18 protein-coding genes are annotated in these 16,739 nt (G+C 59.5%); 7 read left to right on the forward strand and 11 right to left on the reverse strand.

The annotated features are described in order from the left end of the window. Nucleotides 1–92: 92 nt before the first annotated feature. The gene (locus IGW03_RS07060) at nucleotides 93–611 is read left to right on the forward strand and encodes a hypothetical protein (protein WP_194721825.1); all 519 of its coding nucleotides are present in this window, start codon (nucleotides 93–95) and stop codon (nucleotides 609–611) included. Nucleotides 612–929: 318 nt separating this feature from the next. Here the strand turns inward: IGW03_RS07060 and IGW03_RS07065 are convergent, their stop codons facing one another. From IGW03_RS07065 to IGW03_RS07075, 3 genes are all read right to left on the reverse strand, one after another. Then, nucleotides 930–2,342 carry a carotenoid oxygenase family protein gene (locus tag IGW03_RS07065; protein ID WP_194721826.1) on the reverse strand — a complete coding sequence of 471 codons (1,413 nt, stop codon included), beginning with the start codon at nucleotides 2,340–2,342 and terminating at the stop codon, nucleotides 930–932. After that, nucleotides 2,339–3,400 carry a MerR family transcriptional regulator gene (locus IGW03_RS07070; protein ID WP_194721827.1) on the reverse strand — a complete coding sequence of 354 codons (1,062 nt, stop codon included), beginning with the start codon at nucleotides 3,398–3,400 and terminating at the stop codon, nucleotides 2,339–2,341. The genes IGW03_RS07065 and IGW03_RS07070 overlap by 4 nt, the downstream gene beginning before the upstream one ends. Before the next feature lie 386 nt (nucleotides 3,401–3,786). Then, entirely contained in the window at nucleotides 3,787–4,695 is a 909-nt protein-coding gene (locus IGW03_RS07075; protein ID WP_194721828.1) for a LysR family transcriptional regulator, read from the reverse strand. 97 nt (nucleotides 4,696–4,792) lie between these two features. Between IGW03_RS07075 and IGW03_RS07080 the strand changes: the two genes are divergently transcribed. The 3 genes from IGW03_RS07080 to IGW03_RS07090 all read left to right on the forward strand — a co-directional run bounded on the left by IGW03_RS07080 (nucleotide 4,793) and on the right by IGW03_RS07090 (nucleotide 7,148). Continuing rightward, nucleotides 4,793–5,677: an aldo/keto reductase family oxidoreductase gene (locus tag IGW03_RS07080; RefSeq protein WP_194721829.1), complete on the forward strand. Its 885-nt coding sequence runs from the start codon at nucleotides 4,793–4,795 to the stop codon at nucleotides 5,675–5,677. A gap of 155 nt (nucleotides 5,678–5,832) precedes the next feature. Then, nucleotides 5,833–6,666, forward strand: coding sequence for an AraC family transcriptional regulator (locus tag IGW03_RS07085; protein ID WP_194721830.1), 834 nt, complete (start codon nucleotides 5,833–5,835; stop codon nucleotides 6,664–6,666). A gap of 47 nt (nucleotides 6,667–6,713) precedes the next feature. Beyond that, nucleotides 6,714–7,148, forward strand: coding sequence for a DUF2000 family protein (locus IGW03_RS07090; protein ID WP_194721831.1), 435 nt, complete (start codon nucleotides 6,714–6,716; stop codon nucleotides 7,146–7,148). 62 nt (nucleotides 7,149–7,210) lie between these two features. On the opposite strand, the gene IGW03_RS07095 is transcribed toward IGW03_RS07090, so the two are convergent. Further along, entirely contained in the window at nucleotides 7,211–8,104 is an 894-nt protein-coding gene (locus IGW03_RS07095) for a LysR family transcriptional regulator (protein ID WP_194721832.1), read from the reverse strand. Between the two features lie 102 nt (nucleotides 8,105–8,206). On the opposite strand from IGW03_RS07095, the gene IGW03_RS07100 reads away from it, so the two are divergent. Both IGW03_RS07100 and IGW03_RS07105 read left to right on the forward strand, forming a co-directional pair. Beyond that, complete coding sequence (locus IGW03_RS07100) at nucleotides 8,207–9,076, forward strand: NmrA/HSCARG family protein (protein WP_194721833.1); 870 nt, start codon at nucleotides 8,207–8,209, stop codon at nucleotides 9,074–9,076. Between the two features lie 48 nt (nucleotides 9,077–9,124). Further along, nucleotides 9,125–9,598, forward strand: a complete 474-nt coding sequence (locus tag IGW03_RS07105; protein ID WP_194721834.1) for an AtaL-like protein — start codon at nucleotides 9,125–9,127, stop codon at nucleotides 9,596–9,598. An 82-nt stretch (nucleotides 9,599–9,680) separates the two neighbouring features. On the opposite strand, the gene IGW03_RS07110 is transcribed toward IGW03_RS07105, so the two are convergent. The 4 genes from IGW03_RS07110 to IGW03_RS07125 form a co-directional block, all read right to left on the reverse strand. Continuing rightward, the gene (locus tag IGW03_RS07110) at nucleotides 9,681–10,382 is read right to left on the reverse strand and encodes an alpha/beta fold hydrolase (RefSeq protein WP_194721835.1); all 702 of its coding nucleotides are present in this window, start codon (nucleotides 10,380–10,382) and stop codon (nucleotides 9,681–9,683) included. Between the two features lie 194 nt (nucleotides 10,383–10,576). Further along, nucleotides 10,577–11,695 (reverse strand): sensor domain-containing diguanylate cyclase, encoded by a 1,119-nt coding sequence (locus tag IGW03_RS07115; RefSeq protein WP_194721836.1) that lies wholly within the window; start codon nucleotides 11,693–11,695, stop codon nucleotides 10,577–10,579. 481 nt (nucleotides 11,696–12,176) lie between these two features. Then, nucleotides 12,177–12,809: an isochorismate family cysteine hydrolase YcaC gene (gene ycaC, locus IGW03_RS07120; protein ID WP_194721837.1), complete on the reverse strand. Its 633-nt coding sequence runs from the start codon at nucleotides 12,807–12,809 to the stop codon at nucleotides 12,177–12,179. Nucleotides 12,810–12,846: 37 nt separating this feature from the next. Further along, nucleotides 12,847–13,137, reverse strand: a complete 291-nt coding sequence (locus IGW03_RS07125) for a GYD domain-containing protein (RefSeq protein WP_194721838.1) — start codon at nucleotides 13,135–13,137, stop codon at nucleotides 12,847–12,849. Between the two features lie 518 nt (nucleotides 13,138–13,655). On the opposite strand from IGW03_RS07125, the gene IGW03_RS07130 reads away from it, so the two are divergent. After that, entirely contained in the window at nucleotides 13,656–13,901 is a 246-nt protein-coding gene (locus tag IGW03_RS07130) for a hypothetical protein (protein WP_194721839.1), read from the forward strand. A gap of 237 nt (nucleotides 13,902–14,138) precedes the next feature. Here IGW03_RS07130 and IGW03_RS07135 read toward each other — a convergent pair whose 3' ends face one another. From IGW03_RS07135 to IGW03_RS07145, 3 genes are all read right to left on the reverse strand, one after another. Next, a complete protein-coding gene (locus IGW03_RS07135; protein WP_323744941.1) occupies nucleotides 14,139–14,915 on the reverse strand; it encodes a molybdopterin-binding protein in 777 nt (258 codons plus the stop codon). Then, nucleotides 14,902–15,771 carry a cytochrome b/b6 domain-containing protein gene (locus IGW03_RS07140; protein WP_228535167.1) on the reverse strand — a complete coding sequence of 290 codons (870 nt, stop codon included), beginning with the start codon at nucleotides 15,769–15,771 and terminating at the stop codon, nucleotides 14,902–14,904. Before IGW03_RS07140 ends, IGW03_RS07135 begins: the two co-directional genes overlap by 14 nt. A gap of 198 nt (nucleotides 15,772–15,969) precedes the next feature. Continuing rightward, nucleotides 15,970–16,467 (reverse strand): cupin domain-containing protein, encoded by a 498-nt coding sequence (locus IGW03_RS07145; protein WP_194721840.1) that lies wholly within the window; start codon nucleotides 16,465–16,467, stop codon nucleotides 15,970–15,972. Between the last annotated feature and the right edge of the window lie 272 nt (nucleotides 16,468–16,739).

Consider the following 16,739-nt stretch of genomic DNA (forward strand, 5'->3'; position numbering starts at 1 on the left):
TACACGGCCATGGCTGCATGGGGAAGGCAGGATCAACACCTTGAGCCTGCTTTCAATGCATTATTCAAGACAACTTTATGGAAGGATTCTTGATGTCAAAAGACGACATGGTGCGAAGGATTGCCACTGCTTGGTGCGCAGTGCCTTCATCAGGATCAGTGCCTGAGCGGCTGAAGCGAGTGGCGTCGATTCTGTATGCGATCAGAAATGAGCAACTGTCTCCATCCGAGCTGGCTCAGCTTTCAGATGACCTACTTTCCGAAGATGATGAAGTCATGGCGGCGGTAGAACACTATTTTTACGCGCGAAGCCAAGTCGCCAACGCAGAATATTCATCAGCGAACATGAAGATGTTTATTGTCGGATACCAGCTCGCGAAACTTGCCGGCATTGATATGAGGCACAACAAGAGCAAGCCTACTACTCCACCATCTCAATTACAGCAAACATGGGCTTTGCTGGGTGCAGATCAAGGCAAGCAGGATCTTGATGCAGCCAATGCCTGTCGGGCTAAAGGAGGAAAAGCGATAATAAACGCTCCCACGTTCCGAATGCCGCCAAACTTCACCGGAAGTTTCGGCGGAGTCCAGATGGATAAAGTTCGCTATTAAGGTAAAGCATATCGCTGTGCACTGCTATGGTTTACTTTGACTGCACATCCCTGTGCAGTCGTGCCAACTTGAACAGTGCGAGACTGTTTCGAGGAGCTAACAAAGTCTGGTTTAAGTCGCTTCCGCTATATCGTTAAATCTGAGCGCTGACCGCATCATGGGTGGGAGCGGTCATCGCCATGTACTCCTGTTTCCTGAACAATCAGGAATAAATCGGCAATTCCCAAGCGTTGAACATTTCAAAATGCAATCGCCGAAACCCGATGCGATGATCACCAACTCATGGCCTGCATGAGTTGCCCAACCATGACTGTCTGGTTAAGCCGGCACCCATGCTCCATGAAAACCGAAGGGAATCCGGCACGGCAGCCGAACGACTGCAATCGGCCCGGCTTCGATATCAGTCGCATTGAACACCAGCAGGTCGCTGCGCTGCTCGCCCCGACGCCATGCGGTCACCAGTATCCAGCCGTCGCCTTCTTCGGCTGCGGCATGGCGCGGCGCAAACACCGGCTCGGACAGCACATCGCCTTCCGGCAGGCTGAAGCGCTGCCTGCGCCTCGTGGTGAAGTCATGGCAAGTCAGGGTTCCGTACAAGGCGTTTTCCACCTCATTCCTGATTGTGCCGTCCGCATGGCAAACGTACCAGCCGTAGCGGTTGCGGCGGCCAGTGTATCGCTCGTCGATCCTGGGAAATTCCGCGGGCACGTCATCAATGATCGAGCGTTCGATGTCTCCGGTCTGGCTACCAAGGTCGATGGTCCATCGGGACAGTCTTGCAGCAGACCTCTCAGGCTCGCCTGGACGGCCGTCCGCATGAGGCATGCCAGGCGCCATCTCGGCTTCCATCGCATACACAGTGATCCTGCCTTCCGCCTCCCATGCGTTCATGAAATGGAAGACATGGCAGGCATCGGTGTGCAGCCACCGCATTGCAGCGGCATCGGCGCCTTTGGGCAACACGCCGATGTGGACGGTACGGTCGGCTTCCCAGGCAAACATGGGCTTTCCTTGCATGATCCTTTGCATGCTGGAGGTAAGTGGCGTAACAGGAAACAGCAGGTGCGCGCCTGTCGCAACGAAGTCATGCACCATGCTGGCGTAAGGCGCCTGGAAGCTTTCCATTCTGGTTACCTGGCACGCTTTGTCCAGGGTGCCGTAATGCATTTCCGTCGTGCCCGGGCCGCCTGCCGAGTAGGCGAAGAAGTGCAGTTCTCCTGTGTCGGGATCCGGCTTGGGATGCGCCGTAAAGCGCGAGGAAACCACGCCGCCGAAACTTTGGTATCCCTTCGATTCCAGGGTAAGCGGGTCGAACTCGAACGGCTGGTGCGATTCTTCAAGCGCGAACAGGCGGCCGCCGTGGAAAACGATGTTCGTGTTCGCGGTTCCGGTGCTGCGGCCGATTACCGACGGATCACTGGTCGCGGGATTGCCGAAGGTACCAAACAGCGCTTGCCCAGCCTGGTTCTCCAGTTGCCATTTGGGCGTGCGCATCCAGCGGTTCCTGTAGGCGACCTTCCCGTCCTCCAAGCGAAACAGATGGACCATGCCGTCGCCGGCGAACCAGTGATAGAACGCGTCGCGCGGGTCGAATTGCGGATTCGGTCCGACACGGTAAAGCGAGCCGGCCAATGCCTTCGGCAAGCTGCCGATGACGGGCAGTCCGGTGAAGTCCTGTTCGCTGCGAACCGGTGCGAAATTTCCGGCCAGGAAAGGGGAAGCAAGTGTCATGGAGCGGCCTTGGTCTGTTGATGATTCGAATGCTTGTGCAGCGCATGCGATGCCTTGTCCAGATATTCAAGAAACGCTTCATCGATGCCCGAGCCAAACCGCAATGCCGGCTCGCGCATGAACGCGTGCTTGAGTTTTGCTGCCAGTTGCCGGTCACCGCCTGCCTTCCTGATCTCCAGCGCTGCCCATTCGGCAGCAAGATGCTGCAGGTCGGGGTCTTGCGGATCGGTGCCATTGGCCATGTGACCGCGTATTGCTGCAATGAGAGGCGGCCATGATGTGGTGTATCGAATATAGTGGCGCCGCAGAACCTGGATCTCTTCACCGCTGCAGTATTTCGCGTAGATCTTCAAGCGGCGATAAGCCATGGCTTGCGATATGTAAGTCATTCCGGCCTGGTCTATCCCGGACAGCAAGTGAAGGGCATCCTCGTTCCATTGCATTGCGTAGTATTTCATCAGCAGCCCTTCGTCGTTGCCGACTTCAGACATCAACAGCTGAATCCAGCGGTAGCCCAGTTCCTGCGCATCGTCGCTGTCGGCTGCGGCACCTTGTGCCACAAGCTGCCGCAATGCAGTGATCAACGCCGCCTTGTCTTCTGCGAGGTCCGCTTTGCCGCAGACGCGATGCGCTGCCAGCGCATCGCGCTCTTCATCATTGAAATACCTGGGGGCGACCGACATCTGCGCCAGCACGCCTAGCCAGTCGTCGATGGCTGGCTCGCTGGATCGGGCGAGCCTGGATTGAAGCTCGGCGAGGTGGTCGCGCAAGGCAACGGCATGGCTGATCTGGTGGTTCAGGAATGCAATCTGCTTTTCCACCACGTCCGGAAAGGCCGCGCCGCCTTCGCTCAGAAGCTGCTGGATTTCGGCGAGCGACAGGTTAAGGCGGCAAAGCGCCTGTATGCGATAGAGCTTGCCGACGTCCTCCTGCCCGTAAAGCCGGAACCCGCCCTCCGAACGTGCTGAAGGCGAAAGCAGGCCGATCTCGTCGTAATGCCGCAATGCCCGGATCGTGATGCCGGTGCGTTTGGACAGTTCGCCAATTCTTAAAAGCATGAGGTCTCCCAAGGTTTTCGACATGCTAAACCCTCCCGTTGGGAGAGAGTCAAGGGCCCATACCAATCCCAAGGCATAACGTGCCAGATGAGAACGATGGATTTTTTCGTCTGGCAAGGCGTGGGAGGAATCCATGGCGGGGCTATGGATGACGAGCACAACGCGGGCAGGCGGAAAAAGACGCGATCTCATGGCATGTGATGCCTTGGGATTGGTATCAGCTCAGGCTTGACGGAAAGGGAGCGTCAAGAGTGGAAGCGTAGGTCGCCGGGCCGGTCATGACCATGCGCGGCCCGGCGGCTAAAGCTCTGCGATGCTGAAGGCACCCCGAGACGCCTTGACCGCCTATGTTTCAAACATGGATGATCGAGGCCTGCGGCGCCCGGCTACTGCGACGCAGCATCATTGCGGATGAAATCCACGAAGGCGCGCAGCGGCGCCGGTACCAGCCTGCGCCCCGGGTAATACAGGAAAGGGCCTGAGAATTGCGGCCACCACGGCTCCAGAACGGGTTCCAGCGCGCCGCGTTCGATATAGGGGCGCAGCCAGTCCTCGAACAGATACACGATGCCGAGGCCGGCTACCGCCGCCTCGACCGCCAGGTCGACGGCCCCGCCGATCTGGACCTGCAAGGGGCCGTTCGGATCGATATGCACTGTTTCGCCGTCCCGTTCGAATGTGTACTGCGCCATGGCGCCGCTGGGAAAACGTGCGCGCATGCAGCTGTGGCCGAGCAGTTCGCTCGGATGCTGCGGCCGGCCATGCCGGGCAAGATAATCCGGCGAGGCAGCGGCGGCGGTGCGCTGCATGCGCGGTCCGATCGGCACGGCGATCATGTCCTGCTCCAGCCGCTCTTCATAGCGGATGCCGGCATCGCAGCCGGCGGCGAGGACATCGACGAAGTTTTCGTCGGCGGTCACTTCGAGGCGAATCTCCGGATACCTGGCTAGAAAGCGCGGCACGATGGACGGCAGCACAAGCCGTGCCGCGCTGAGCGGTACGTTCAGCCGCAGCGTACCTGTTGGTGTGTCCCGGAAACCGTTGACAACGTCGAGCGCGCTGTCGACTTCGTTCAGCACCGGTTCGAGCCGCGCGAGCAAGCTTCTGCCGGCTTCGGTCGGCACGACACTGCGCGTGGTGCGGTTGAGCAGGCGCACGCCGAGCCGCGTCTCGAGGCGGCGCACAGCGTCGCTCAGGCCGGACGCGCTGCCGTTCGTCATTCGTGCGGCATCGCGAAAACCGCCGGCACGTGCGACGGCAACGAAAGCAGAAAGGTCTCCGAGGTCGATTTTCATTGTGCGCCTTTACGTACAACCCGTGCTGATTGCACCGGATTGTCTCATGGACTGGCCGGGACTATCGTTGATGCTCTGAAAACACAAGGAGAAACCCATGTCCAATATCGATCGTGCCGGCACTTACATGCTTGGCGACCGCGCTGTCCGCCGCCTCGGCTATGGCGCCATGCAGCTGGCCGGCCCCGGCGTATTCGGCCCGCCCAGGGACCCGGCGGCAGCGCGCGCCGTACTGCGCGAAGCCATTGCGCGCGGCGTCAATCACATCGACACCTCGGATTTCTACGGGCCGCATGTCACCAATCAGCTGATCCGGGAGGCGCTGCATCCGTATCCCGAAGACTTGACCATCGTCACCAAGATCGGTGCACGGCGGGATGCCCAGGGCGCCTGGCTGCCGGCGACGTCGGCCGCGGAACTGCGGCAGGCGGTGCATGACAATCTGCGCAACCTCGGGTTGGATGCGCTGGACGTTGTGAATTTCCGAAGCATGCTGGATGTCCATGGACCGGCCGAAGGCTCGCTGGAGGAGCCACTCACCGCCCTTGCCCAACTGCGCGAGGAGGGACTGGTCCGCCATGTCGGCGTCAGCAACGTGACGCTGGCTCAGGTCGAGGAAGCGCTGCGCATCGTGCCGATTGCATGCGTTCAGAACATGTACAACCTGGTTCACCGCAATGACGACATGCTGATCGACATGCTGGCCCGGGAAGGCATCGCCTACGTGCCGTTCTTCCCGCTGGGCGGTTTCAGTCCGCTGCAGTCGGCCGAGCTGACCGCAGTGGCTGCAGATCTCGGTGCAACGCCGATGCAGGTGGCGATTGCCTGGCTGCTGCAGCGCGCGCCGAACATCCTGCTTATTCCGGGTACGTCATCGGTCGCGCATCTGCATGAGAACCTGGCAGCCGCCGAACTCGCGCTGCCCGAGGGCGCGCTGAAGAGGCTCGAGAGCATTGCCGGCAAAAGCGATGCCGTTTGTTAATGCCTAAATACCTGATCGCGCCGGCAAGAAACCTCGGGCCGGCTCGCGGGAGCACGCCTGCTCCACGTAGCGCGTGTGCACAAATCTTCCAGACATCCGTGCCCGCTGTGTCAGAATCCGAGGCTAACCCTGGCATTGATGACCGATTTACCCTCATGCAAGCTGGCAACTGGATACGTCTGCGGCAGGACGCCGAGACGGGCATAGAAACCATACGGGCGCATTTCCTCGGGCATGCGTACGAGCCGCACTGGCACGACAGCTACCTGGTCGGTTTCACCGAGCAGGGACTGCAGCAGTTTCATTGCCGCAATACCTTGCATAGCAGCCGGCCCGGCCAGGTCTTCATGCTGGAGCCGGGCGAGATCCACGACGGCCATGCGCCGGCTCCCGATGGCTTCACCTACTCGATGCTCTACCTGGATCCGGCATGGCTGGAGCGGGAAATGCATGAGATATTCGGGCCTTCGGTCGGCACGCCGGGCTTCGTCGCCACCCTGGTTGACGACCCAGGCCTGACCGCCGCGATTGCATGCGCGTTCCGCGTTCTGCAGGAAACCGACATGCGCATCGTCCGGCAGACCGCGCTCGACACCGTGCTGGCCGGCCTAGGCCCGCACCTGCATCGCCGGACAAAAGCCTGCACCGACGTGCGCCTGCCGACCGTGGCGCAGCGCTCGCGCGACTATCTCCATGCGCACTACGACCAGGACATCAGCCTCGATGAGCTCGCCGAAGTGGCGGGTGTCGACCGTTTCAGGCTCACGCGCGGGTTCAAGCACGTCTACGGCCTTGCGCCCCATGCCTATCTGATCCAGCTGCGCCTGTCACGCGCGCGGCGCCTGCTCGCCCATGGCGAAACGCCTGCGGACGTAGCTGCGATGCTCGGCTTTGCCGACCAGAGTCACCTGGGCCGCTGGTTCCGCCGGGCATACGGGCTGACCCCGGCTGCCTATCGCAGCCACTGCACAAAGCTTCCAGACGCGTGACGGCCAAGCTGCAAGAATCAGCAGCTTCCGACATCAAAGGAGGCTCGATGGAATCGAACAATGCTTCACAGCCGCTCCCGGCAACCCGTTGCGTCATCATCCTCAACGCAGCACTGGCGGCAGGCAAGGCCGCGAACGCCGCCGCGGTGCTTGCATTGACTGCCGGCCAGCGCCATCCCGCTCTGGTCGGCGCGTCGTTGGCCGATGCCGCGGGCTGCAGGTTTCCGGGCCTGATATCGGTCGGTATCAGCGTACTGTCGGCGTCTGCGGCTTCGCTATGCAGGTTCGCCGCGCAGGCGGCGCCGAATCTCGTGGACTGCGTAGTGTTCCCGCGCGACGGCCAAGGCACGACCGATTACCGGCAGCTGCTCGATGCGGTCGCCGTCGGACACTTCGAAAACATGGAAATGTCGGGCATCGCGTTAATCGGAGACAAGAAGCTCCTGCGCAGCATGACGGCAGGGCTCAGCCTTTGGAGCTAGGCGGAGCTAGGCGGCGATAGGCACGGCCATCCGGAACCGGAACGAAGGGACGCCGGCGCATCTTATCCGCCGACATAGGCGGCCAGCTCGTCGGCCGTGCCCATGGGGAACGCTTCCTTCAGATAGTCCAGGAAGGCGGCGACACGAGCGCTCAGCAGCCGGCGCGAAGGATAAAGAATCCACAGCGCAATCTCGGGTTCGGCGGCGTCACCCCAATGGACAAGCCTGCCGGCAGCCAGATCGTGACTGACGAGCGACAATGGGAGACGCCCGGCTCCGACACCCGCACGGACTGCATCGCGGACCATGATCAGCGATGACAGGCAAAGGACGGGGTCGATAGCGATGCTTGATCTTCCAGCCGCTGCCTTCACATCCCAGGCCGAAACTCCCTCACCCGTTCCGCGTACGACGGCAGGCACTGCGGCAGTGTCCGAAGGCCGGTTCAGGGTCGGGCTCGCCACCACCACCTGCCGATCGCGCAGGAAGATCCTTCCGACGAGGTTTTCATCCGGAGCCGGATTGACCCTGATCACCAACTCATAGCCTTCTTCGACCATGTCGACGGCGCGGTCTTCGGTCGTAACCTCAAGCCGGACTTCGGGATACCTGAGGAAGAACCCGGCGGCCAGCTTTCCCATGGCGATCTGAGAAAAAAGCAGGGGCGCGCTGATCCGCAGCCTGCCGCGCGGCTTGTCTGCCCCGGAAGCGATGGCCGCTGCCGTCTCGTCGAGTTCGGTAAGCAAGGCTCCCGTCCGCTCGTAAAGCGCCCGTCCTTCCTGGGTGAGCTTCAATGTGCGCGCTCCGCGTTCGAACAAGCGCAGCTTGAGGCTGCTCTCCAGTTCCGCGACCCGCCGTGACAGGGTTGCCTTCGGACGCCCCGAAGCGCGGGCAGCGCTTCCAAATCCGCCGTGCCGGGCAACAAGATTGAAATCAGCGAGCGCTAGCAAGTCCATGTGTTCCACCAATGAGACAGTCAGTCCCATTATAAGGTCTATCGTTTCACGGATGGGATCACTAAGATGAAACTGCTTTCCAACCACTACAGGAGTATTTCCATGACCATCCTTGTTACCGGCGCTACCGGCACAGTCGGCCATCAAGTTGTCGAACACCTCGTCAGACGCGGAGCCAGAGTGCGCGCGCTCGTTCGCAATCCCGCCAAAGCCGATTTCCCGGCAGGCGTCGACATTGCCGCAGGCGACCTGCTCGATCCCGCTTCGCTGCGCCCCGCTTTCTCAGGCGTATCCACCCTGTTCCTTCTCAACGCCGTGGTGCCCGATGAATTCACCCAGGCACTGATCGCGCTCAACCTTGCCAGGGAAGCCGGCATTGAACGCCTCGTCTATTTGTCGGTGATTCACAGTGACCTCTACGTGAACGTACCGCATTTCGCTGGCAAGTTCGGCGTCGAGCGCATGATCGAGCAGTCAGGTTTCAGCGCTACCATCCTGCGCCCTGCCTATTTCATGAGCAACGACCTGACGGTCAGGGAAGCGGTATTCGGCTACGGCGTTTATCCGATGCCCGTAGGCGGCAAGGGACTGGCGATGATCGATCCGCGCGACATCAGCGAGATTGCGGCCATCGAGTTGATGCGCCGGGACCAGGCCTCCGGGCTGCTTCCCCTCGAGCGTATCAATCTCGTCGGCCCCGATACGCTGACCGGTACCGACATCGCTGCCATCTGGTCCGAAGTGCTGCATCGTCCCGTCGTCTACGGCGGCGATGACACCGCCGGGTTCGAGCAAACCCTCGGCAAGTTCATGCCGGGATGGATGGCTTATGACATGCGCCTGATGAGCGAGCGCTTTCTCAGCGACGGCATGATTCCCGGCACGGGAGACGTCGAGCGACTGACCGCACTGCTGGGACGCCCGCTACGCTCTTACCGCGCCTTCGCCTCCGAAATTGCAGCCGCCGCCTGACGGCGCCGGCGAACCCCAACCCTGATCCCAACCACAAGGAATGCCATCATGATCTATTCAACTGCCACTGTGCCGGTCAATCCGGAAGGCGAAACCCTGCTCACCCGTTCGCAGGCATGGAGCGGCCTGGTGCTCAAGGCCCGCGACGCCCGCCTGTTCCTTCCGCCCGGTCTCTGCACGCGATGCGACGTCGTGGAAGAAAGCGTGACGCATATCATGCGCAAAGCCACGATTGCAGGCGATGACCTGCGTGAAATCATCACTTTCGAGCCGGAGAAGAAAGTGTCCTTCTTCCAGGCGACCGGTCCGCGGGAAGGGGCGATCATCAACGAGCTGTTCGAGGACGATGCGGGCGTACTGCAACTCAGGTTCTACTGCTACCTCGGCCTGCGCGGCAAGGAGCCGGACGGTCCGGAGGAGCAGGCGGAACAGGCCTGGATGGACGGCGACAAGGGCTACAGGAACGCCTTGATCTCGACGCTGAAAAGGACGCGCGAATTGCTCGCGGAGGGCAAGCTCTGAACCACGAAATCATCCGCAATCCCGGGACGGCCTCCGGCGAGGCGTCTCGATCATCAAGGCCTTGCCGGAATTCGCAGCCCGCTCAGCTGCTCATCGACAGCAGCAAGTTCAGCACCTCCTGAGGCGCGCTGATCATCGCATCATGACCCGTTGCGATTTCCACCACCTGCCACCCTGCTTGCTGGCGAACGCGCTCGCGCATCACTGCAATCGTCCCCAGCGCTGGCGCGTGACAATCAATGAAGGTACGCGGAAGAGCGGATACGCGCGCGGCATCGAAATGCAGCGGATCGTCATAAACGCCGCCGGGCTGTGGCGTTTGCCGCCGAGCGACCCACTCTGCATCCTCGCCGCTCAGCCCGAACAATGCAGGATCGGGTGGCGGGATGCTGCCGGTTTCGGTAATAGCCTGGCGGCGCTGCGCTTGCGTCTGCGCCGCATGGGTACTGGACCAGCATTCCCCGGGCAAAGGCACGACGGCATCCAGATACACAAGACGCGCAATGCGCTCCGGCATGCGATCGGCGAGTGCGGTGATCACCATGCCTGCGTAACTGTGGCCGACGACGATCGCGTCCCGCAACTCTTCTGCCTCCACCACGGCGGCCACATCGTCGGCATGCGTACGCAGCGTCACGTTCGGCGATAGCTGGTGCGCGCGCTCCCCCGTGCCGGTGAGCGTTACCGCAAAAGCCCGGTGGCCTGCAGACCACAAGCCGGGCAGGATTCTCTTCCAGCACCACGCGCCATGCCAGGCGCCATGTACGAGCACGAAGTCCGCCATGGGTATCTCCTTTGCTTGGTTCGCCGCACTTCGTCCGGTGCAGCCTTTGCAAGGATAATCGATTCCGGCGGCATTGGTTGAATGCCGATAACCCGATCAGCTGCCCCTTTTTGTGTCTCCGCCAATGCCGCATGCAGCCTGTTTCGGACTGCCGTCCTGCCTCGAACCGGACGCCTGGTCGGCAGGCAGGCGGTCTATCCAGGCCAAGCCGTCACTGACGTGCGGTTGCGTCCGTCTGCCTTGGCCTGGTACAGCGCCATATCAGCGGCACGCAGCAAGGTTTGCGGCTCGGCGCCATGGCTTGGGTAGGCGGCAATGCCGGTGGATAGCGTTGCCCGTATCTCGTGCGGCCCGAAGCGGATCGGCACGGCGGAAAACGCCTCCCTCCAGGCTTCTGCCCGCTGCAGTGCACTCTCCGGTCCGGCGCCTGGCAGCAGCACCAGAAACTCCTCGCCGCCATACCGGCAGGCGACATCCGAGGCCCGTACCTGTTCGTTGAGCAGAAAGGCCAAAGCACGAAGTACTTCGTCTCCTGCCTGGTGGCCGTAGCTGTCGTTGATTTGCTTGAAATGATCGACATCGATCATCAGTATGCTGAGCTCCTGACCGTTACGCCGGCAGCGTGCCAGTTCGCGTTCGAGCGTTTCGTCGCAATAGCGCCGGTTGTACAAGCCGGTCAGCGCGTCGCGGGTTGCCTGTTCCTGCAGGCGGGCCTGCAGGCTGTTGATCTCGTCGAGCTGGCGCTTGAGTTCCTGCTCGTTTCGCTTCAAATGCGCGCGGGTTTGCGACAGCTTGATGGTTCTTATGTAGGCGCTGTAGGAAACCAGCGTAACGTAGGATAGAGAGGTGAACATGCTCAGGAGCGTCGGCGCCCAGCCGGTCGCCGGCTCGAAACGGAAGCCGCCTGCCATGACGGCTGCCAATGCGCCGGCAGCCATGCCGGCCGCAGTTTGCGCGATACCCCACCATCCCTTGAACGCGGTGGTGGTAAGGACCGATGTCAGCGTGAAGGTAAAAGTGATCCAGAGCGGAAAGCCGAGCGCCGCAGCCCAACCGCCGACACAGACGGCATCGAGAGTGACATTGTTCATCTCGGCCCGCATGGGATTCCTGGCACGCCGCGCGATCAGGTAGATCACCTGCGGATACACCAGGAACTGCAGGCCTGCCAGTATCCAGATAACGGTGCCCTGGCCGCGCTCCAGCAATAGTGTGCCGACCGTAACGAAGTTAAAGAACGTACACCATGTCCGGTTGCGCCGGTTCATGCTGACCACCCAATGGTCGGGATTGCTGCTGGTTGCTGCACTCATTCAACGACGCGCCTTTGCTTTCTTTAAGGCAAGTGTAACAAGTCTTTCCCGGCTTGTCGCTGAGTCGTGTCTGCAAATTTTTTTATGAGATCCGTGTTGAATATACGCGTTGTTGCGGAAGGAATTTAAAAGGAGCATCAGGCGGCATTGGAGAGGAATTCGGAATGCACCGCTAATGGCAATCCTTGACGTGCCGCTCAAAATCCGGCATGACCTACTGCACCCAATTGCATATAACGCGTCATGATCGTTTACGCCATCAGGTAAAGATCACTACCGCCAGAACGAAAGTGTTGATGACGGCATACACGAGCAGAGGACCTTATCGAAGATCGACTCTGACACCGCGGCCTTCTTCCAGGTGTATGGCTACCTATCGAACATCTTTCCGGGCATATCCTGCAAGCCGGATGAACGCGTCAGCTCAGCCTCGGGCTTGCCGTCGGCCGGGCTGACTGCTGGAACACAACATGCGGCATCGCTACTTCCTGCCTGCCATCGTGAAATAGCTTGTCATCAGATTCCGATAGTTTGGAATATGGTTGGAGAAAAGCGCGCCGAGGCCTTCAATATCGTTGCGCCAGTCGCGGTGCAGCTCGCAGGCCATGCCGAACCAGGTCATCATCTGCACGCCGGCAGCCTGCATCCGCAGCCAGGCGCTGTGACGCGTGACCTCGTTGAAGGTACCCGAGGCGTCGGTGATCACGAATACCTCGTATCCCTCCTCGATAGCGGATAGCGCCGGGAAAGCCACGCAGACCTCGGTGACCACGCCGGCGATGATGAGCTGCCTGCGTCCGGTTTTCCTGACCGCATTGACGAAATCCTCGTTGTCCCAGGCATTGATGTTGCCGGGCCGGGCGATATAGGGTGCATTGGGGAATGCCTCTTTCAGTTCGGGGACGAGCGGACCGTTTGGGCCGTTCTCGAAGCTGGTCGTGAGAATGGTCGGCAACTGGAAGTACTTGCCGCAGGAGGCAACAGCCAGCACATTGTTCTTGAACTCTCCCGGTGAAAAATCCTGAACCAGGGAGATCAGGCCTGCTTGATGGTCAACCAGCAGCAGTGCGGCATTGTCTTTCGAAAGCCTGGTGTACTTGAAGGGTGTACTCATGATTTCTTCCCTCTTGGGTGAGTCAATCCGGAACGGCTCACGGCAGTTTGCCGAGCATCGCCTTCATTTCCTCTGGCGAGAAGGCACGCAGGGTCTGCGTACGCACATTGCCGAGTGAACCAACCTTCAACTGCGCGGTGGTTACGGCCTCATCGGAGCCTTCCAAAGTGAGGATGATGTCGTATTTCCCCACGGTGTAATAGGCGCTCCTTACACTTACACCAAGTTTCTCTGCCGTCCCCTTGAATGCTGCGAGCCGATCCGTCGTGTCCTTGACATTCCGCATTCCCTGATCGGTAAAATTCACGAGTGAAACGTAAGTTGCCATGTCAACCTCCATCGGAGTAATGCTGGCGGTCGGAAAGCGGTGTAGCAGCGACGAAGAAGACCGCCATCCTTCGCGCTCGATGAGGAGTGCATTAGTGCGTTTCCATATCATTCAGATGCTGCACGGAAGGAGCTTTGATGCGCAAAACCGGCGCCATGGCAGCAAAGGGGCATCAGCGGGCAGGACAGATGCTGTCAGCACGTCCGGTAATCGCCGATGGCATCAGGATTTATTTCGATTCCAGGTCCTTGCGACACTGTACAGCTGAGGCTCAATCATGGCGGCAGCCTGCTTTCGTCGAAATCATCCATTCACGCTATGGCCTTCCATGCGCATTCAGTGTAGGCCATCACCGAGGAGGTGCCAGAAAAATAACGTAGTCAACAGGCGAAGCAGGCAAATAGCAAAAATGCTATCCGCTTATGCAACTGATCGATATTTGTCATCGGCTATGTCTTGAACCATACAAACCGCGTCCACTCACATCCACTGATGATGACAGCAATGGAGGACGTGCCATGGATGAGTACCAGATCATGTCATTGCTTGAACGCATAAAGCCGGGCAACGCAGACGCGTATATCGTCGCCAGAATCTACGCCGAGACGTTGGCCTCAGTATCCGATCACATTACCGACGACCAGATGCGTCGCTTCCTGATTTGTGGAGCGTACCTCTGTGAGAACGCAAGGAACACGGGTGGCAGCATCACTGATCCGGCGGACGAATATTATTCATTCAACGCCTCGACGCGACTGCATTGATCCTTTCACGCTCATACAGCCAGAGGCATAGTGAGACCGATGTAACAGGTATCGCGCTCTTGCGTCTTGCCCATTGGCCATTGCATGAACGCGGCGCAGAGGTGAATGCGATTGAACTCCGTTTTCGTTCCGGTCCCTGCCAAGTGCCATGCCATGTGATTGGCTCTTCACGACTGGCGGCACTCGATGTCCTCAATGGCTGGTAACGTTACTCGGGATAAGCACTTGTGCTTAAAGTCAGATCCCGGCATACCACTGATAACCATGTCCATCCTCCCAGTAGCCGCCTTTTCCTCCCCGGATGTCGCGCAGGCTGCCAACCAGTTCGATGCGGGCAAGATATTTGGCATGCTTGTACCCGAGCTGGCGTTCGACGCGCAGGCGTAATGGAGCGCCATTTGCGATCGGCAGTTCGCGGCCGTTCAACTCGTAAGCAAGGATAGTCTGGGGATGAAACGCGTCATCGAAGTCAATGCTTTCGTAATAATGCGCCGATCCGGGACCATCCATGGGGTCGGCGCAATGGAATACGGCAAAGCGGGCATCCGGATGCACATGCGCAGCATCGAGAACATGCGCAAGAGGTACGCCAGTCCATTTTGCGATCGCACTCCAGCCTTCCACGCAATCATGGCGGGTGATCTGGGTACGCCTCGGCATCGTGCGGAGCTGCGCTATCGACAGCTCAAGCCGGTTCTCCACCATGCCGTCCACTTTCAACCTCCAGTCTTGAAAACCGTTCGCGACCAGGGCTTGATAATCCGGATTGTCCGGATTGCTTGTACCATTGCTGCGAAAGTACGGCGACATGTCGCGTTCGCTGAATTCCTGCGCCAATGCCTTGCGTGGCAGCAGCGCCTTGTGCGCCACGCGGCTCAACGTCTCGCCGCTGGAGAGAATTTCCTGAAAGCTTGCATCACGGCTAAGGCGATCGCATCCGACCATGCCCAGCAGACTCAGGGCTTGCAGGGAGCGGTTGAGAAATGCACGCCTGCCCGGCTCATGTGATTTCACGGCGGACTCCCGGTGAAGGTTCGGGACCGGTATCGTAGTAGCCGGTAATCATCGATCGCAGGTGATTCCATAATCCGCTCACGATCACCTCGAAAACGTGAATCAGTACAAACGCGACCAGCATCCACGCAATGATGAAATGAATGGTGCGCGCCGATTGCCGCCCGCCGACCCAATCGACCCAGCCCGCGATGACGGTGTCGAGCGCCGGCGACATCGCCATTCCCATCAGTGCGATCAGCGGAAGAAGGATGAAAATGACAGTGACATAAGCGAGCTTTTGAAGCACGTTGTAATGCCTGGCCGCCTCGCCACGCGGATGCCTGAAACGGAGATGGTCCTTGATCGATTCGCCGATTCCTTCAAGCTCTTGCTTGCCGGGAGCGAGGTCACGTGCAAGATGCCCGCTCCAGATGCTGTACACAAGGAACGCGACGCCATTGAAGACGAACAGCCATGCGAAGAAGAAATGCCACTGCCGGGCGTATGCCAATGAGTAATACCCAGGTATCGTCATCCATGATGGAAAAGCATATCTGCTTGTCACGCCGTCACGGCTGGTCGTCACGCCCAGGACACCCGTCGTATTGATTTGATAGCTGCCGAACCTTGCGATCCCCTTCGGCACAGAATCAACATCGACAGACGTGATCTGCAGGATTGCAGGACGGCCGCTGTAAGACGAGTCTCCCCAGTAGAGCGCCGGATGCGCGTTGAAGATGGATAGACCGCTCATGAACAGAATGACGAGGCACAGGACGTTGATCCAATGCATCAACCTTACCGGCAGGCGATGGCGGTAATAGAGAGTTTCCCTGTTCGACCGCGGCATCAAGGAAGAGGCTGTTTCCTGCATGGTGACCTCCATTCAGGAGAACACCCGGCGCCCGGGTGAGGTCACTATAGTTGATGAATAGGTGAACGGCAATCCATGCCGGCCGGGCCAAGGTATGGCATCAAGATTCCGTGAAGAGCGCATTGCCCTGGAGCAGGGCGAACAGCGGCAGAGTGCATCTGCGTCGTACCGGCTCACTGATACGCTGCTGGCTCACAGCTATTGCCTGACAGCCTTCTGCGGATCGTCAGCAGAGTTTACGTAGTTGATATCGAACGGCCCATTGCCGTGAACCTGCACGACGGTCGCCTCCTTCGTGTACGCATAGTGATGCACCCTGGCAGGCAGGTAGTGAAATGCCCCTGCCTTCATCGCATGTTCATTGGCCTTGTCCATCTTGTCGCCGCTGCCGAGGTAGAACGCGCCTGAAATGATAGTCAGATATTCGGCGCCCGTATGCCAGTGCGGCGGGATTTTGTATCCTGCGGGCGCCTTCAACCTGAGCACGAAGGGCCCGTCCTTGCCTGGGTCGCCCGACAGCACGACGGCCTTGGCGCCTTTAGGTAAAGTGGATGGTGCATCCTGCCATTTGATCTGTCCGGGATCGATGAAAACCGCTTCAGTCGCTGCATCGGCACCGAGTGCCGGGCGCATGGCCAATATCGATAGCATTACCACCGAAGCCCGCTGCAGACTGCCAAACCGGAAGACGTCCATGATAGCCTCCTGCGCCTGATCGAACCTGCCTGTACAGGACGGTCACGCTTGTTGCCGCTGCTTGTTGGTATTCATGCCGACAATCACATTTCACCATGACGTATTGAATTATGATTAGTCTTTTCGGGCAATGGGTAACGGCCACTTCGCTGCACTTTCACGATGTATCGAAAGTCAGCCTATTCAGTATCGTAAGACTTTGCGGAGCCAACCAGTCCCGAGTCCTTTCGTTTTGACGCAACTCAAGCCTGCCTTCTACAACTTCAAAAGCT

The organism is Noviherbaspirillum malthae (genome assembly GCF_015352985.1).
GTDB classification, from domain to species: domain Bacteria; phylum Pseudomonadota; class Gammaproteobacteria; order Burkholderiales; family Burkholderiaceae_D; genus Noviherbaspirillum; species Noviherbaspirillum malthae.

Coding starts and splice junctions, on each gene's coding strand:
- IGW03_RS07100 (WP_194721833.1), top strand. CDS start 8,207: ATGACCATCCTTGTTACCGGCGCTACCGGCACAGTCGGCCATCAAGTT.
- IGW03_RS07125 (WP_194721838.1), bottom strand. CDS start 13,137: ATGGCAACTTACGTTTCACTCGTGAATTTTACCGATCAGGGAATGCGG.
- IGW03_RS07095 (WP_194721832.1), bottom strand. CDS start 8,104: ATGGACTTGCTAGCGCTCGCTGATTTCAATCTTGTTGCCCGGCACGGC.
- IGW03_RS07060 (WP_194721825.1), top strand. CDS start 93: ATGTCAAAAGACGACATGGTGCGAAGGATTGCCACTGCTTGGTGCGCA.
- IGW03_RS07085 (WP_194721830.1), top strand. CDS start 5,833: ATGCAAGCTGGCAACTGGATACGTCTGCGGCAGGACGCCGAGACGGGC.
- IGW03_RS07075 (WP_194721828.1), bottom strand. CDS start 4,695: ATGAAAATCGACCTCGGAGACCTTTCTGCTTTCGTTGCCGTCGCACGT.
- IGW03_RS07145 (WP_194721840.1), bottom strand. CDS start 16,467: ATGGACGTCTTCCGGTTTGGCAGTCTGCAGCGGGCTTCGGTGGTAATG.
- IGW03_RS07070 (WP_194721827.1), bottom strand. CDS start 3,400: ATGCTTTTAAGAATTGGCGAACTGTCCAAACGCACCGGCATCACGATC.
- IGW03_RS07105 (WP_194721834.1), top strand. CDS start 9,125: ATGATCTATTCAACTGCCACTGTGCCGGTCAATCCGGAAGGCGAAACC.
- IGW03_RS07080 (WP_194721829.1), top strand. CDS start 4,793: ATGTCCAATATCGATCGTGCCGGCACTTACATGCTTGGCGACCGCGCT.
- IGW03_RS07115 (WP_194721836.1), bottom strand. CDS start 11,695: ATGAGTGCAGCAACCAGCAGCAATCCCGACCATTGGGTGGTCAGCATG.
- IGW03_RS07090 (WP_194721831.1), top strand. CDS start 6,714: ATGGAATCGAACAATGCTTCACAGCCGCTCCCGGCAACCCGTTGCGTC.
- IGW03_RS07110 (WP_194721835.1), bottom strand. CDS start 10,382: ATGGCGGACTTCGTGCTCGTACATGGCGCCTGGCATGGCGCGTGGTGC.
- IGW03_RS07130 (WP_194721839.1), top strand. CDS start 13,656: ATGGATGAGTACCAGATCATGTCATTGCTTGAACGCATAAAGCCGGGC.
- IGW03_RS07065 (WP_194721826.1), bottom strand. CDS start 2,342: ATGACACTTGCTTCCCCTTTCCTGGCCGGAAATTTCGCACCGGTTCGC.
- IGW03_RS07140 (WP_228535167.1), bottom strand. CDS start 15,771: ATGCAGGAAACAGCCTCTTCCTTGATGCCGCGGTCGAACAGGGAAACT.
- ycaC (WP_194721837.1), bottom strand. CDS start 12,809: ATGAGTACACCCTTCAAGTACACCAGGCTTTCGAAAGACAATGCCGCA.